General features: G+C 68.2%; 24 protein-coding genes. All 24 read right to left on the reverse strand.

The annotated features are described in order from the left end of the window. Nucleotides 1-9: 9 nt before the first annotated feature. Nucleotides 10-636, reverse strand: coding sequence for a 30S ribosomal protein S4 (gene rpsD / locus GQS09_RS03095; RefSeq protein ID WP_165984406.1), 627 nt, complete (start codon nt 634-636; stop codon nt 10-12). A 27-nt stretch (nt 637-663) separates the two neighbouring features. Further along, complete coding sequence (gene rpsK, locus GQS09_RS03100; RefSeq protein ID WP_093836643.1) at nt 664-1,068, reverse strand: 30S ribosomal protein S11; 405 nt, start codon at nt 1,066-1,068, stop codon at nt 664-666. Nucleotides 1,069-1,134: 66 nt separating this feature from the next. Then, entirely contained in the window at nt 1,135-1,515 is a 381-nt protein-coding gene (gene rpsM / locus GQS09_RS03105; RefSeq protein ID WP_165984407.1) for a 30S ribosomal protein S13, read from the reverse strand. 207 nt (nt 1,516-1,722) lie between these two features. Next, nucleotides 1,723-1,836 (reverse strand): 50S ribosomal protein L36, encoded by a 114-nt coding sequence (gene rpmJ / locus GQS09_RS03110; RefSeq protein ID WP_009740505.1) that lies wholly within the window; start codon nt 1,834-1,836, stop codon nt 1,723-1,725. Between the two features lie 60 nt (nt 1,837-1,896). Next, entirely contained in the window at nt 1,897-2,118 is a 222-nt protein-coding gene (gene infA, locus GQS09_RS03115; protein ID WP_093836641.1) for a translation initiation factor IF-1, read from the reverse strand. 325 nt (nt 2,119-2,443) lie between these two features. After that, nucleotides 2,444-3,280, reverse strand: a complete 837-nt coding sequence (map, locus tag GQS09_RS03120; protein WP_165984408.1) for a type I methionyl aminopeptidase — start codon at nt 3,278-3,280, stop codon at nt 2,444-2,446. 124 nt (nt 3,281-3,404) lie between these two features. Further along, nucleotides 3,405-4,058: an adenylate kinase gene (locus GQS09_RS03125; protein WP_165984409.1), complete on the reverse strand. Its 654-nt coding sequence runs from the start codon at nt 4,056-4,058 to the stop codon at nt 3,405-3,407. Next, nucleotides 4,058-5,362, reverse strand: coding sequence for a preprotein translocase subunit SecY (secY, locus tag GQS09_RS03130; protein WP_165984410.1), 1,305 nt, complete (start codon nt 5,360-5,362; stop codon nt 4,058-4,060). The genes GQS09_RS03125 and secY overlap by 1 nt, the downstream gene beginning before the upstream one ends. A gap of 269 nt (nt 5,363-5,631) precedes the next feature. Continuing rightward, the gene (gene rplO / locus GQS09_RS03135) at nt 5,632-6,096 is read right to left on the reverse strand and encodes a 50S ribosomal protein L15 (protein WP_165984411.1); all 465 of its coding nucleotides are present in this window, start codon (nt 6,094-6,096) and stop codon (nt 5,632-5,634) included. Between the two features lies 1 nt (nt 6,097). After that, entirely contained in the window at nt 6,098-6,280 is a 183-nt protein-coding gene (gene rpmD / locus GQS09_RS03140) for a 50S ribosomal protein L30 (protein WP_165984412.1), read from the reverse strand. Beyond that, complete coding sequence (rpsE, locus tag GQS09_RS03145) at nt 6,280-6,882, reverse strand: 30S ribosomal protein S5 (protein ID WP_165984413.1); 603 nt, start codon at nt 6,880-6,882, stop codon at nt 6,280-6,282. Before rpsE ends, rpmD begins: the two co-directional genes overlap by 1 nt. Nucleotides 6,883-6,934: 52 nt before the next feature. Next, nucleotides 6,935-7,318 (reverse strand): 50S ribosomal protein L18, encoded by a 384-nt coding sequence (rplR, locus tag GQS09_RS03150; protein ID WP_165984414.1) that lies wholly within the window; start codon nt 7,316-7,318, stop codon nt 6,935-6,937. Nucleotides 7,319-7,321: 3 nt separating this feature from the next. Continuing rightward, a complete protein-coding gene (gene rplF, locus GQS09_RS03155; protein ID WP_165984415.1) occupies nt 7,322-7,861 on the reverse strand; it encodes a 50S ribosomal protein L6 in 540 nt (179 codons plus the stop codon). A gap of 23 nt (nt 7,862-7,884) precedes the next feature. Further along, a complete protein-coding gene (gene rpsH, locus GQS09_RS03160; RefSeq protein WP_165984416.1) occupies nt 7,885-8,283 on the reverse strand; it encodes a 30S ribosomal protein S8 in 399 nt (132 codons plus the stop codon). Between the two features lie 181 nt (nt 8,284-8,464). Continuing rightward, nucleotides 8,465-8,650, reverse strand: a complete 186-nt coding sequence (locus GQS09_RS03165; RefSeq protein WP_004571834.1) for a type Z 30S ribosomal protein S14 — start codon at nt 8,648-8,650, stop codon at nt 8,465-8,467. 5 nt (nt 8,651-8,655) lie between these two features. Beyond that, nucleotides 8,656-9,222, reverse strand: coding sequence for a 50S ribosomal protein L5 (gene rplE, locus GQS09_RS03170; RefSeq protein WP_165984417.1), 567 nt, complete (start codon nt 9,220-9,222; stop codon nt 8,656-8,658). Further along, the gene (rplX, locus tag GQS09_RS03175) at nt 9,222-9,545 is read right to left on the reverse strand and encodes a 50S ribosomal protein L24 (protein WP_165984418.1); all 324 of its coding nucleotides are present in this window, start codon (nt 9,543-9,545) and stop codon (nt 9,222-9,224) included. Before rplX ends, rplE begins: the two co-directional genes overlap by 1 nt. 3 nt (nt 9,546-9,548) lie before the next feature. Continuing rightward, nucleotides 9,549-9,917 (reverse strand): 50S ribosomal protein L14, encoded by a 369-nt coding sequence (rplN, locus tag GQS09_RS03180; RefSeq protein ID WP_093836629.1) that lies wholly within the window; start codon nt 9,915-9,917, stop codon nt 9,549-9,551. A 98-nt stretch (nt 9,918-10,015) separates the two neighbouring features. Beyond that, the gene (rpsQ, locus tag GQS09_RS03185; RefSeq protein ID WP_165984419.1) at nt 10,016-10,309 is read right to left on the reverse strand and encodes a 30S ribosomal protein S17; all 294 of its coding nucleotides are present in this window, start codon (nt 10,307-10,309) and stop codon (nt 10,016-10,018) included. Next, complete coding sequence (rpmC, locus tag GQS09_RS03190) at nt 10,309-10,533, reverse strand: 50S ribosomal protein L29 (protein WP_093836627.1); 225 nt, start codon at nt 10,531-10,533, stop codon at nt 10,309-10,311. The genes rpsQ and rpmC overlap by 1 nt, the downstream gene beginning before the upstream one ends. Next, entirely contained in the window at nt 10,533-10,952 is a 420-nt protein-coding gene (gene rplP / locus GQS09_RS03195; RefSeq protein ID WP_165984420.1) for a 50S ribosomal protein L16, read from the reverse strand. The genes rpmC and rplP overlap by 1 nt, the downstream gene beginning before the upstream one ends. A 6-nt stretch (nt 10,953-10,958) precedes the next feature. Beyond that, on the reverse strand, nt 10,959-11,831 hold the full coding sequence (rpsC, locus tag GQS09_RS03200; RefSeq protein WP_165984421.1) for a 30S ribosomal protein S3: 873 nt from the start codon (nt 11,829-11,831) through the stop codon (nt 10,959-10,961). Continuing rightward, entirely contained in the window at nt 11,831-12,178 is a 348-nt protein-coding gene (rplV, locus tag GQS09_RS03205; RefSeq protein WP_165984422.1) for a 50S ribosomal protein L22, read from the reverse strand. Before rplV ends, rpsC begins: the two co-directional genes overlap by 1 nt. Nucleotides 12,179-12,224: 46 nt before the next feature. Next, nucleotides 12,225-12,506 (reverse strand): 30S ribosomal protein S19, encoded by a 282-nt coding sequence (gene rpsS / locus GQS09_RS03210; RefSeq protein WP_165984423.1) that lies wholly within the window; start codon nt 12,504-12,506, stop codon nt 12,225-12,227. Between the last annotated feature and the right edge of the window lie 2 nt (nt 12,507-12,508).

The raw sequence follows: 12,508 nt of genomic DNA on the forward strand, positions 1-12,508 counted from the left end.
CGGAAACCGTTACTTGGAGTAGAGCTCGACGATGAGCTGCTCCTGCACCTGGGTGTCGATCACCGGGCGCTCGGGCAGGGAGTGGACCAGGATCCGCAGCCGGGAGGGAATGACCTCCAGCCAGGCCGGAACGTTCTTGTCCCCGGCCTCGGCCTGCGCCACCTGGAACGGCGTGAGGTTCCGGGAGGACTCCCGCACCTCGATGATGTCGTTGGCCGACACCCGCGCCGAAGGGATGTCCAGCTTCCGGCCGTTCACGGTGAAGTGGCCGTGCCGGACGAGCTGACGGGCGTGGTCGCGGGACTTGGCCAGGCCGGCCCGGTAGACCACGTTGTCCAGACGGGATTCCAGGATGCGCAGCAGGTTCTCACCCGTCTTGCCCTGCTGGCGGTTGGCCTCGTTGAAGTACCCGCGGAACTGCTTCTCCAGCACGCCGTAGATACGGGCGGCCTTCTGCTTCTCGCGCTTCTGCAGCAGGTACTCGGAGTCCTTGGTGCGCCCGCGCCCGTGCTCACCCGGGGGGTAAGGACGGATCTCGATCGGGCACTTTGCGCTCTCGCACTTGGCTCCCTTGAGGAAGAGCTTCTGCTTTTCCCGACGGCAACGCTTGCAGTCGGCCCCGGTGTAACGCGCCATTGTCTACTGATCTCCTGTTCCTGCTGGTCAGACGCGCCGGCGCTTGGGCGGGCGGCAGCCGTTGTGCGGCGTGGGCGTGACGTCCTGGATGGACCCGACCTCCAGGCCGGTGGCCTGGAGCGAACGGATCGCGGTCTCCCGGCCGGAGCCGGGACCCTTCACGAACACGTCCACCTTCCGCATGCCGTGCTCCTGGGCACGGCGGGCGGCGTTCTCGGCGGCCATCTGGGCGGCGAACGGCGTCGACTTGCGCGAGCCCTTGAAGCCGACGTGGCCGGCGGAGGCCCAGGAGATCACGTTCCCCTGCGGGTCGGTGATCGAGACGATGGTGTTGTTGAACGTGCTCTTGATGTGGGCGTGCCCGTGGGCGACGTTCTTCTTCTCCTTGCGGCGCACCTTCTTGGTGCCCGCGGTACGGCCCTTAGGAGGCATAGAGGCTTACTCCCTGGAGGTGGTCGGTCCGGCAACGGGACCTGGTGATCGGCGGTCCGGTGCGGACTACTTCTTGCCCGGCTTCTTCTTGCCGGCGATGGTGCGGCGCGGGCCCTTGCGGGTGCGCGCGTTGGTCTTGGTCCGCTGGCCGTGCACCGGCAGGCCGCGGCGGTGACGCAGACCCTCGTAGCAGCCGATCTCGACCTTGCGGCGGATGTCCGCCTGGATCTCCCGGCGGAGGTCACCCTCGGTCTTGTAGTTGGCCTCCACGTGGTCGCGGAGCCTGACCAGTTCCTCCTCGGTCAGGTCGCGGACCCGGGTGTCCGGGCTGATACCGGTGGTGGCCAGGGTCTCCTGGGAGCGGGTCCGGCCGATGCCGAAGACGTACGTGAGGGCGACCTCGACGCGCTTCTCGCGCGGCAGGTCAACGCCTACAAGGCGTGCCATCGAATGGCTCTCCTGATTCTCGTTGTCGGAGGTCTGCCGCAGCACCGGTCCCGGGCCGGCTCCGGATCAGACCGGGCGGGCCGGGTCCCCGGCCTCCGGACCGGGGGTGGCGTCCCCGCCAGGCGGGGGGTCGGGCTGCTGCGGTGCTTGCTGTCGCTGTGAGGTGCCGAGAAGTGCTGCTGTGGGTGCTAGGCGGTGGTCGCCGCGTCAGCCCTGGCGCTGCTTGTGGCGCAGGTTTTCGCAGATGACCATGACCCGGCCGTGACGGCGGATCACCTTGCACTTGTCGCAGATCTTCTTGACGCTCGGCTTGACCTTCATGGTCTGAGGTTCTCCGGGTCTTGATCCACGATCCCCACGCCCCGGGCAGGGGCGCAGGGACTACTTGTAGCGGTAGACGATCCGCCCGCGGCTGAGGTCGTACGGAGACAGCTCCACCACGACTCGGTCGTCGGGAAGAATGCGGATGTAGTGCATGCGCATCTTGCCGCTGATGTGCGCGAGGACCTGGTGGCCGTTCGCCAGTTCCACCCTGAACATTGCGTTCGGCAGGGACTCGACGACGGTGCCCTCGATCTCGATGGCCCCCTGTTTTTTGGCCATGCCTGTGCGCTTCACCTTCCGGGATCGGCTACCTGGACAGCCCCAATACGCAGGCGTACCAGGACCGACTAGCCAGTCTACGGCAGGCGGCCCGGAAACACGAATCCAGGGATGTGTTCCCCGGCCGCAAGATCATTAAGCCGCTTTCCCGGATCGGCTCCCCGGCCCTCCGCGCCGGCCCGCACCCGGCGGCAGACCCCGCACCCCCGGGCAGGAGGGGGCGAGCACGGGGCGAGGAGGGATCAGCGGCGCCCGGCGGCGGCCCTCCCGGACCCCGCGCGCCGCAGGCCGGCGTGCTCAGGCCGGTGTGCTCAGGCCCGCGTGCTCAGGCCAGCGGGTCGGGGGCGGCGGTGATCCCGAGCCGGGCCAGCCGCTCCCGGCCGCCGTCCGGCGCGGTCAGCACCAGCGGCCCGGCCTCGGTCAGCGCCACCGAGTGCTCCCAGTGCGCCGACCACGAACCGTCATTGGTCTTCACGGTCCAGTCGTCGGAGAGCACATGCGTCTTGCTGGTGCCCAGCGAGAGCATCGGCTCGATCGCCAGGCACATGCCCGGAACCAGCTTGGGCCCGCGGCCGCGCCGCCGGTCCACATAGTTCAGCAGATGCGGGTCCATGTGCATCTGGCTGCCGATGCCGTGCCCGCCGTAGTCCTCGATGATGCCGTAGCGGCCGGAGGCGGGCCGCGGCTGGCGGCGCACATAGCCCTCGATCGCCCGCGAGATGTCGACCAGCCGGCCGCCCTTGCGCATGGCCGCGATGCCCGCCCACAGCGAGTCCTCGGTGACCCGGCTCAGCTCGGTCAGCTCGGCGCCGTGCCCCTCGCCCACGAACACGGTGACCGCGGCGTCGGCGTGCCAGCCGTCCACGATCGCGCCGGCGTCGATGGACAGGATGTCACCGGAGGCCAGCACCCGGTTCTCGGTGGGGATGCCGTGCACCACCACCTCGTTCACCGAGGTGCAGATGTTGCCGGGGAAGCCGCCGTAGCCCAGGAAGTTCGGCTTGGCACCGTGATCGGCCAGCACCCGGGCGGCGATCTCGTCCAGCTCCTTGGTGGTGGCCCCGGGCACCGCGGCCTCGGCGCACCGGCGGTGCATCTCGGCCACGACCAGACCGGCCGCCCGCATGCTGGCGATCTGTTCGGGCGTCTTCAGTTCCACCATGGGGTCGGTTCCTCTTCCTTGCGCTGCTCGGTGCGCGGCTGCCGGTACGGCTTCGACAAGCGTACCGGCCGGGTGGCAGCCCACCCGGCCGGTTGCGGAGCGGCGTTCCCGGGCCCGTGAAGGCTCAGTCCCGCACCGGGAGCGCCGCCAGCGCCCGGTCGGTCACCTCGGCGACGCCGTCCTGTGCGGAAATCGTCCGCACCAGCCCCTGGGCGCGGTAGTGGCCGATGATGGGCTCGGTCTCCTCGCGGTAGACCTCCAGCCGCTTGCGGACGGTCTCCTCGCGGTCGTCGTCCCGCTGGTACAGCTCGCCGCCGCAGACGTCGCAGACGCCGTCCGTCCGCGGCGGGTTGTACTGGACGTGGAAGATGTGGGAGGAGTCCGTGCGGCACAGCCGGCGGCCGGCGATCCGCCGCACCACCTCTTCCTCCGGCACCTCCAGGTCCAGCACCGCGTCCAGCGTCTGCCCGGTCTCGCGCAGCAGCTTGTCCAGCGCCTCCGCCTGCGCGATGTTCCGCGGGAAGCCGTCGAGCACGAAGCCGTGCCCGGCGTCCGGCCGGGCCATCCGCTCGGCCGCCATTCCCACGGTGATCTCGTCGGGTACCAGCCGCCCCTCGTCCATGTACGCCTTCGCCTTGCGCCCCAGCTCGGTGCCCTGGGAGAGGTTGGCGCGGAACAGATCACCGGTCGAGATGTGCGGAATGCCGAGACGCTGGGCGAGCAGCGCGGCCTGCGTGCCCTTGCCCGCGCCCGGGGGCCCGACGAGAACGATACGCATCAGCGGAGGAACCCTTCGTAATTACGCTGGTGGAGCTGGCTCTCGATCTGCCGAACCGTCTCCAGGCCGACGCCCACGATGATCAGTACCGAGGTACCGCCGAACGGGAAATCGCCCTGCGCGTTGAACATGATCAGGGCCACGGCTGGAACCAGTGCGACCAGACCCAGGTAGAGCGAACCCGGCCATGTGATGCGGTTCAGCACATAGCTCAGGTACTCGACCGTGGGCCTACCTGCCCGGATCCCGGGGATGAACCCACCATACTTCTTCATGTTTTCGGCCACTTCTTCGGGGTTGAAGGTGATGGCCACGTAGAAGAAGGCGAAGAAGACGATCAGAAGGAAGTAGGTGATCAGGTAGGTCGGGCTGTCCATGGTCTGGAAGTTCCGCCGGATCCAGTCCGCCCAGCCGGCGGTGGAATCGGTGAACTGGACCAGCAGCAGCGGGATGTACAGCAGCGACGAGGCGAAGATCACAGGGATCACACCCGCCTGGTTGACCTTCAGCGGGATGTAGGTCGAGGTGCCGCCGTACGAGCGGCGGCCGATCATCCGCTTGGCGTACTGCACCGGAATCCGGCGCTGGGCGAGCTCCACGAAGACCACCAGGCCCACGATGGCAAGGCCGCAGGCGACGACCACGCCGAACTCGATCCAGCCGTCGGCCAGCTCGCCGCTCGTCTTGATGGCCCACAGCGAGCCGGGGAAGCCGGCCGCGATGGAGACGAACATCAGCATCGACATGCCGTTGCCGATGCCGCGGTCGGTGATCAGCTCGCCCAGCCACATCAGCAGCACGGTGCCGGCGGTCATGCAGACCACCATCACCACGGCGGTGAAGATGGAGTCGTTCGGGATGATGTCCGCGGTGCAGCCCGGGAAGAGCTGCCCGCTGCGGGCGGTGGCCACCAGGCCGGTGGCCTGGAGCACCGACAGCGCCACGGTCAGATAACGCGTGTACTGCGTGATCTTGGCCTGTCCCGACTGGCCCTCCTTCTTCAGCGCCTCAAGCCGCGGGATGACGACGACCAGGAGCTGGAGAATGATGGAGGCGGTGATGTAGGGCATGATGCCCAGCGCAAAGATGGTCAGCTGCATCAGCGCGCCACCGCTGAACATGTTGATCAGCCCGAAGAGACCCGAGCTGTCCTGCCCGGCCACGCACTCCTGGACATTTTGATAGCTCACACCAGGGGTCGGGATGTGCGCTCCGAAACGGAACAGCACCACGATGCCGAGCGTGAACAGCAGCTTCTTGCGCAGGTCGGGGGTCTGGAACGCCCGGGCGAACGCGGTGAGCACGGCTCCTCCTGCGCCCCCCGCGATGCTCGCGAGAGGGGTGACGGTCTTGATCCAACAACGGTGATGCGGGACGGGTACTGCAAGGGGTGGTTCTCGGGTGGTACTCGGTGTACTGCACACCCCACGGCACAAAGGCCGGGGAAGTCAACACCGCAGGCAACCATACCGGGGCATCACCCCGGCCCGGAACGACACGAACCGGGGACGCGCAGCGCCCCCGGTCCGCATCGTTGTGCCTGCCCGGCACCTTCCGGTGACTTCCCGAAAGGTCAGAGCAGTTCGGTGACGGTGCCGCCGGCCGCGGTGATCTTCTCCCTGGCGGAGCCGGAGACGGCGTCCACCGTCACCGTCAGCGCCACCGAGATCTCACCCTGGCCGAGCACCTTGACCAGCTCGTTCTTGCGCACGGCGCCCTTGGCCACCAGATCGGCCACGGTCACCTCCCCGCCCTCGGGGTACAGCGCGGCGAGCTTGTCGAGGTTCACCACCTGGAAATACTTCTTGTTCGGGTTCCGGAAGCCCTTGAGCTTGGGCAGCCGCTGAATCAGCGGAAGCTGCCCGCCCTCGAAGCCGACCGGCACCTGGTAACGGGCCTTGGTGCCCTTGGTGCCGCGGCCCGCGGTCTTGCCCTTGGACGCCTCACCACGGCCCACCCGGGTCCTGGCGGTCTTGGCGCCCGGGGCCGGCCGCAGGTTGTGCAGCTTCAGCGGCTTGCTCTCCTGGGAGTCAGCCATCTCAGTCGACCTCCTCGACCGTCACGAGGTGCCGCACGGTCTGCACCATGCCGCGGATCTCGGGACGGTCCTCCTTCACCACCGAGTGGTTCAGCCGCCGCAGACCGAGGGTCCGCAGCGTCTCCCGGTGGTTCTGCTTGCTGCCGATGTACGACTTGGTCTGCGTGATCTTCAGGCGGGCCATTACGCACCCACCCCGGCACGCGCCCGCAGCAGAGCGGCGGGAGCCACGTCCTCCAGCGGCAGGCCACGGCGGGCGGCGATCTCCTCGGGGCGCTGCAGGCCCTTCAGTGCGGCCACCGTGGCATGCACGATGTTGATCGGGTTCGACGAGCCCAGGGACTTGCTCAGCACGTCGTGGATGCCGGCGCACTCCAGCACGGCACGCACCGGGCCACCGGCGATCACACCGGTACCGGGCGATGCCGGCTTGAGCAGCACCACACCCGCGGCGGCCTCACCCTGGATCGGGTGCGGCAGGGTGCCCTGGATCCGCGGGACCTTGAAGAAGTTCTTCTTGGCCTCCTCGACACCCTTGGCGATGGCGGCCGGAACCTCCTTCGCCTTCCCGTAGCCCACACCCACGGTGCCGTCACCGTCGCCCACCACGACCAGCGCGGTGAAGCTGAAGCGACGGCCGCCCTTGACGACCTTGGCGACACGGTTGATCGCGACAACGCGCTCAACGAACGCGGTCTTCTCGGCAGCAGCGCCGCCGTCCCGGCCCTTCCGGTCCCGCCGCTCGCCGCCACCGGCGCCGCCACCGCGGCGCTGGGGTCCAGCCATTGGAATTACCTCTCTCTACTCCGCCAGCTTTCCGACTGGCTTCGGGACCAGCTCAGAACTTGAGTCCGGCCTCGCGGGCGGCGTCCGCCAGGGCGGCGATCCGCCCCGCGTAACGGTTGCCGCCGCGGTCGAACACCACGGCCTCGATACCGGCCGCCTTGGCCCGCTCGGCGACCAGTGCACCGACCTTGCGGGCCTTGTCGCTCTTGTCGCCGTCCACCCCGCGGATGGCGACGTCCAGCGAGGAGGCCGAGGCCAGCGTGTGCCCCTTCTCGTCGTCGATGACCTGAGCCACCATGTGACGGTTGGAACGGGTCACCACCAGCCGGGGACGCACCGGAGTACCCGCGACCTTCTTGCGGATCCGGATGTGCCGGCGCTTGCGGGCGGCGGGCTTGCGCGCCTCGCCCTTGGCGATCTTCACACCGTATGCCATGGCTTACTTACCAGCCTTTCCGACCTTGCGCCGGATGACTTCGCCCTCGTACTTGATGCCCTTGGCCTTGTACGGGTCCGGCTTGCGCAGGCGGCGGATGCGCGCGGCGACCTCGCCCACCTTCTGCTTGTCGATGCCCTGCACGGTCAGCCGGGTCGGGGTCTCCACCGTGAAGGTGATGCCCTCGGGGGCCTCCACCGTGATCGGGTGGCTGTAGCCCAGCGCGAACTCCAGGTTGGAGCCCCGGGCCTGGACGCGGTAGCCGACGCCGCTGATCTCCAGACGCTTCATGTAGCCCTCGGTCACCCCGGTGATCAGATTGGCCACCAGCGTGCGGGACAGGCCGTGCAGCGCCCTGTTCCGGCTCTCGTCGTTCGGGCGGGTGACGACGATGGTGCCGTCCTCCGCGCGCTCGACCTCGATCGGCTCGACCACGGTGTGCGACAGCGAGCCCTTGGGACCCTTCACACCGACCGTGCGGCCCTCGATGGTGACGTCCACACCGGCGGGAACCGGGATGGGCAGCTTGCCGATACGCGACATTGCTTGTCCTCCGTTCCCTTCCGTTACCAGACGTAGGCGAGGACTTCCCCGCCCACACCCTTCTTCTGCGCCTGCTTGTCGGTGAGCAGGCCGTGCGACGTGGAGATGATCGCCACGCCGAGGCCGCCGAGCACCCGCGGCAGGCCGGTGGACTTCGCGTAGACCCGCAGGCCCGGCTTGGAAATCCGCTTCAGGCCGGCGATCGAGCGCTCCCGGTTGGGGCCGTACTTGAGCTCGAGCACCAGGTTCTTGCCCACCCGGGCGTCCTCGGTGCGCCAGCCGCTGATGTAGCCCTCCTGCTGGAGGATCTCCGCCATGCGCGCCTTGATCTTGCTGTGCGGCATGAGCACGGAGTCGTGGTAGGCCGAGTTCGCGTTCCGCAGACGCGTGAGCATGTCTGCGATCGGATCGGTCATGGTCATGTGATGGCCTTGGGCCTCTCTCGCCGGGGTTTCTCCGCCGCCGGTAGCGCGGCGGGGACCTACGGCGTAGTCGTGATCTGTGCGGGCCGCCGCCGTACGGCCGGTCCGCTGGGCTCATGGCGGCGGGGCGTGCGCGGGGCGTCCGCCCCGCCGGCCATGGAGGTCGTCGGGTCGCGTGCCGTCACCAGGACGACTTGGTGACCCCCGGCAGCTCGCCGCGGTGCGCCATCTCGCGCAGGCACACCCGGCACAGGCCGAACTTGCGGTAGACGGAGTGCGGCCGGCCGCAGCGCTGGCAGCGCGTGTAGGCACGCACGGCGAACTTCGGCTTGCGAGCGGCCTTGGCGATCAGAGCCTTCTTCGCCATGTCTGTCAGCTCTCCTTGAACGGGAATCCGAGGTGACGAAGGAGCGCGCGGCCCTCTTCGTCGGTCTGGGCCGTGGTGACCACGGTGATGTCCATGCCCCGGACCCGGTCGATCTTGTCCTGGTCGATCTCGTGGAAGACGACCTGCTCGGTCAGACCGAAGGTGTAGTTGCCCCGCCCGTCGAACTGCTTGGGCGACAGGCCGCGGAAGTCGCGGATGCGCGGCAGCGCCAGCGACAGCAGCCGGTCCAGGAACTCCCACATCCGGTCGCCGCGCAGCGTGACGTGCGCGCCGATCGGCTGGCCCTCGCGCAGCTTGAACTGGGCGATGGACTTGCGGGCCTTGGTCACGGCCGGCTTCTGGCCGGTGATCGTGGCGAGGTCGCGGATGGCGCCCTCGATCAGCTTGGAGTCGCGGGCGGCCTCGCCCACACCCATGTTGACCACGATCTTGGTCAGACCCGGGATCTGCATGACGTTGGCGTACTTGAACTCGTCACGCATCTTGCCCGCGATCTCCTCGCGGTACCGCGTCTTCAGGCGCGGCGCGTTCGCGGTTGCAGTGGCAGTCATCAGATGTCCTCACCGGTCCGCCGGGCAACGCGGATCTTGTTGCCTTCGTCGTCAAAGCGGTAGCCGACGCGGGTGGTGACCTTCTTGCCGTCCTTCTCCACCACGAGCGCGACATTGCTCACGTGGATCGGGGCCTCGGTCGTCACGATGCCGCCGGTCTTGGAACCGCGCGCGGTCTGTCCGGCCTTGATGTGCTTCTTGACCCGGTTGACACCCTCGACCAGGACCCGGTTCTCGCGGGGGTAGGCCACGATGACCTTGCCCTGCTTGCCCTTGTCCTTGCCGGTGATGACCTGGACCAGGTCGCCCTTCTTGATCTTCATCGGTTACAGCACCTCCGGCGCGAGCGAGATGATCTTCATGAACTTCTTCTCGCGCAGCTCCCGGCCGACCGGGCCGAAGATACGGGTGCCACGGGGGTCGCCGTCGTTCTTGATGATGACGGCGGCGTTCTCGTCGAAGCGGATGTACGAGCCGTCCGGGCGGCGGCGCTCCTTGACGGTGCGCACGATGACCGCCTTGACGACATCGCCCTTCTTCACGTTGCCACCGGGGATCGCGTCCTTGACGGTGGCGACGATGACGTCACCGATACCCGCGTAGCGCCGACCGGAGCCGCCGAGCACCCGGATGCAAAGGATCTCCTTCGCACCGGTGTTGTCGGCGACCCGCAGTCGCGACTCCTGCTGGATCACGTCTGTCTCCTGATCGTCTGCCGGTTCCCGGCAGGGGCCCTGCGGCCCCTGCCGAGCCTGGCGGAACTCGTCCTGAGAAAACTCAGGGGATTACCTGATTACTTGGCCTTCTCGAGGATCTCGACGACGCGCCAGCGCTTGGTCGCGGACAGCGGCCGGGTCTCCATCAGGAGAACGCGGTCGCCGATGCCCGCGGCGTTCTGCTCGTCGTGCGCCTTGAGCTTGCTGGTACGGCGGATGACCTTGCCGTACAGCGCGTGCTTGACCCGGTCCTCGACAGCGACGACGACGGTCTTGTCCATCTTGTCGCTGACGACGAGGCCCTCACGGACCTTGCGCCGGCCGCGCTCCTCGGTCGTCGTTTCCGTCACGTTGTTCTGGTCCTCGCTCATCAGGCGCCCTCCACCGTCTCGATGCCGAGCTCGCGCTCACGCATCAGGGTGTAGATCCGGGCGATGTCCTTGCGGACGGCCTTCAGCCTGCTGTTGTTCTCCAGCTGACCGGTCGCCGCCTGGAAACGGAGCCGGAACAGCTCCTCCTTGGCCTCGCGCAGCTTGATCACGAGCTCGTCGTCGTTGAGCTGCCGCAGCTCGGTGGCCTTGGTACCGACCGCCATCACGCCTCACCTGTTTCGCGCCGAACGATCCGGCACTTCATCGGAAGCTTGTGAGCAGCGCGAGTGAGCGCCTCACGTGCAATCTTCTCGTTCGGGTAGGACAGCTCGAACATCACCCGGCCGGGCTTGACGTTCGCGATCCACCACTCCGGCGAGCCCTTGCCGGAACCCATGCGGGTCTCGGCGGGCTTCTTGGTCAGCGGGCGGTCCGGGTAGATGTTGATCCACACCTTGCCGCCACGCTTGATGTGCCGGGTCATGGCGATACGCGCGGCCTCGATCTGCCGGTTGGTCACGTAGTGGCCGGTGACCGCCTGGATGCCCCACTCGCCGAAGGTGACCTCGGTGCCGCCCTTGGCCATGCCCTTGCGCTTCGGGTGGTGCTGCTTGCGGTGCTTGACCTTGCGCGGAATCAGCATGGTTGCTCAGCCCTCCTTGTTCTCCGCGGCCGGGGCGGCGGCCTCGGCCTTGGGAACGTCGGTCTTCGGGGCCTGGTCGCCCTGGGCCTGCTGGCCCTGCTGGCCGCCGCCCTGCTGACCCTGCTGGCCCTGCGGCTTGCGCCCGCCCCGGCCGCCGCGGCCGCGGCCGCCGCCCGGACCGCCCGGCGCGCCCGCACCGCGGGAGGGACGGTTGCCCGCCCGGGCCGCGGCGTTCTCGGCACGCACCTCGGAGATGTTCTTGACGTCGCCCTTGTAGATCCAGACCTTCACACCGATGCGGCCGAAGGTGGTGCGGGCCTCGAAGAAGCCGTAGTCCACGTTGGCACGCAGGGTGTGCAGCGGCACCCGGCCCTCACGGTAGAACTCGGAGCGGGACATCTCGGCGCCGCCCAGCCGGCCGGAGCACATGATCTTGATGCCCTTGGCCCCGCCCTTCATGGCCGCCTGCATGGACTTGCGCATGGCGCGGCGGAAGGACACCCGGGAGGACAGCTGCTCGGCGACCGCCTGGGCCACCAGCTGGGCGTCCGTCTCGGGGTTCTTGACCTCGAGGATGTTGAACTGGATCTGCTTGCCGGTGAGCTTCTCCAGCCGGCCGCGGATGCGGTCGGCCTCGGCGCCCCGGCGGCCGATCACGATGCCCGGGCGTGCGGTGTGCACGTCCACCCGGACCCGGTCACGGGTGCGCTCGATCTCCACCTTGGAGATGCCGGCCCGCTCCATGCCCTGGGTGAGCATGCGGCGGATCGCGACGTCTTCCTTGATGTAGTCCTTGTACAGCTTGTCGGCGTACCAGCGCGACTTGAAGTCGGTCGTGACGCCGAGCCGGAACCCGTGCGGGTTGACTTTCTGGCCCATTACCGGGTCCCTTCCTTGCTGCTGACGACCACGGTGATGTGGCTGGTCCGCTTGCGGATCCGGTAGGCGCGGCCCTGGGCGCGCGGCTGGAACCGCTTCAGGGTCGGGCCCTCGTCGACGTACGCCTGGGAGACGTAGAGCGTCGAGGCGTCGCTGTGGTTGTAGTTGTGCGCGGCGTTGGCGATGGCGCTGTCCAGCACCTTGCCGACCGGCACACTCGCGGCCTGCGGGGCGAATCGCAGGACCGCCTGGGCCTCCGTGGCGTCCAGCCCACGGATGAGGTCCACCACACGGCGGGCCTTCATGGGCGTGACGCGGATGTACCGCGCCTGAGCCCTGGCTTCCATGGTTGTCCCTTCAACAGTATCTGTCATCGAATCTCACCCCGCGCCCTCAGCGGCGGCGCGACTTGCGGTCTTCCTTCACGTGCCCGCGGAAGGTGCGGGTCGGCGCGAATTCGCCGAGCTTGTGACCGACCATCGACTCGGTGACGAACACCGGGACGTGCTTGCGGCCGTCGTGCACGGCGATCGTGTGACCCAGCATGTCCGGGACGATCATCGAGCGGCGGGACCAGGTCTTGATGACGTTCTTGGTGCCGGCCTCGTTCTGGGCGTCCACCTTCTTCATGAGGTGGTCGTCGACGAACGGCCCCTTCTTCAGACTGCGCGGCATCT

Origin of the sequence: Streptomyces sp. YIM 98790 (assembly GCF_011421595.1) — a bacterium.
Lineage (GTDB): Bacteria > Actinomycetota > Actinomycetes > Streptomycetales > Streptomycetaceae > Streptomyces.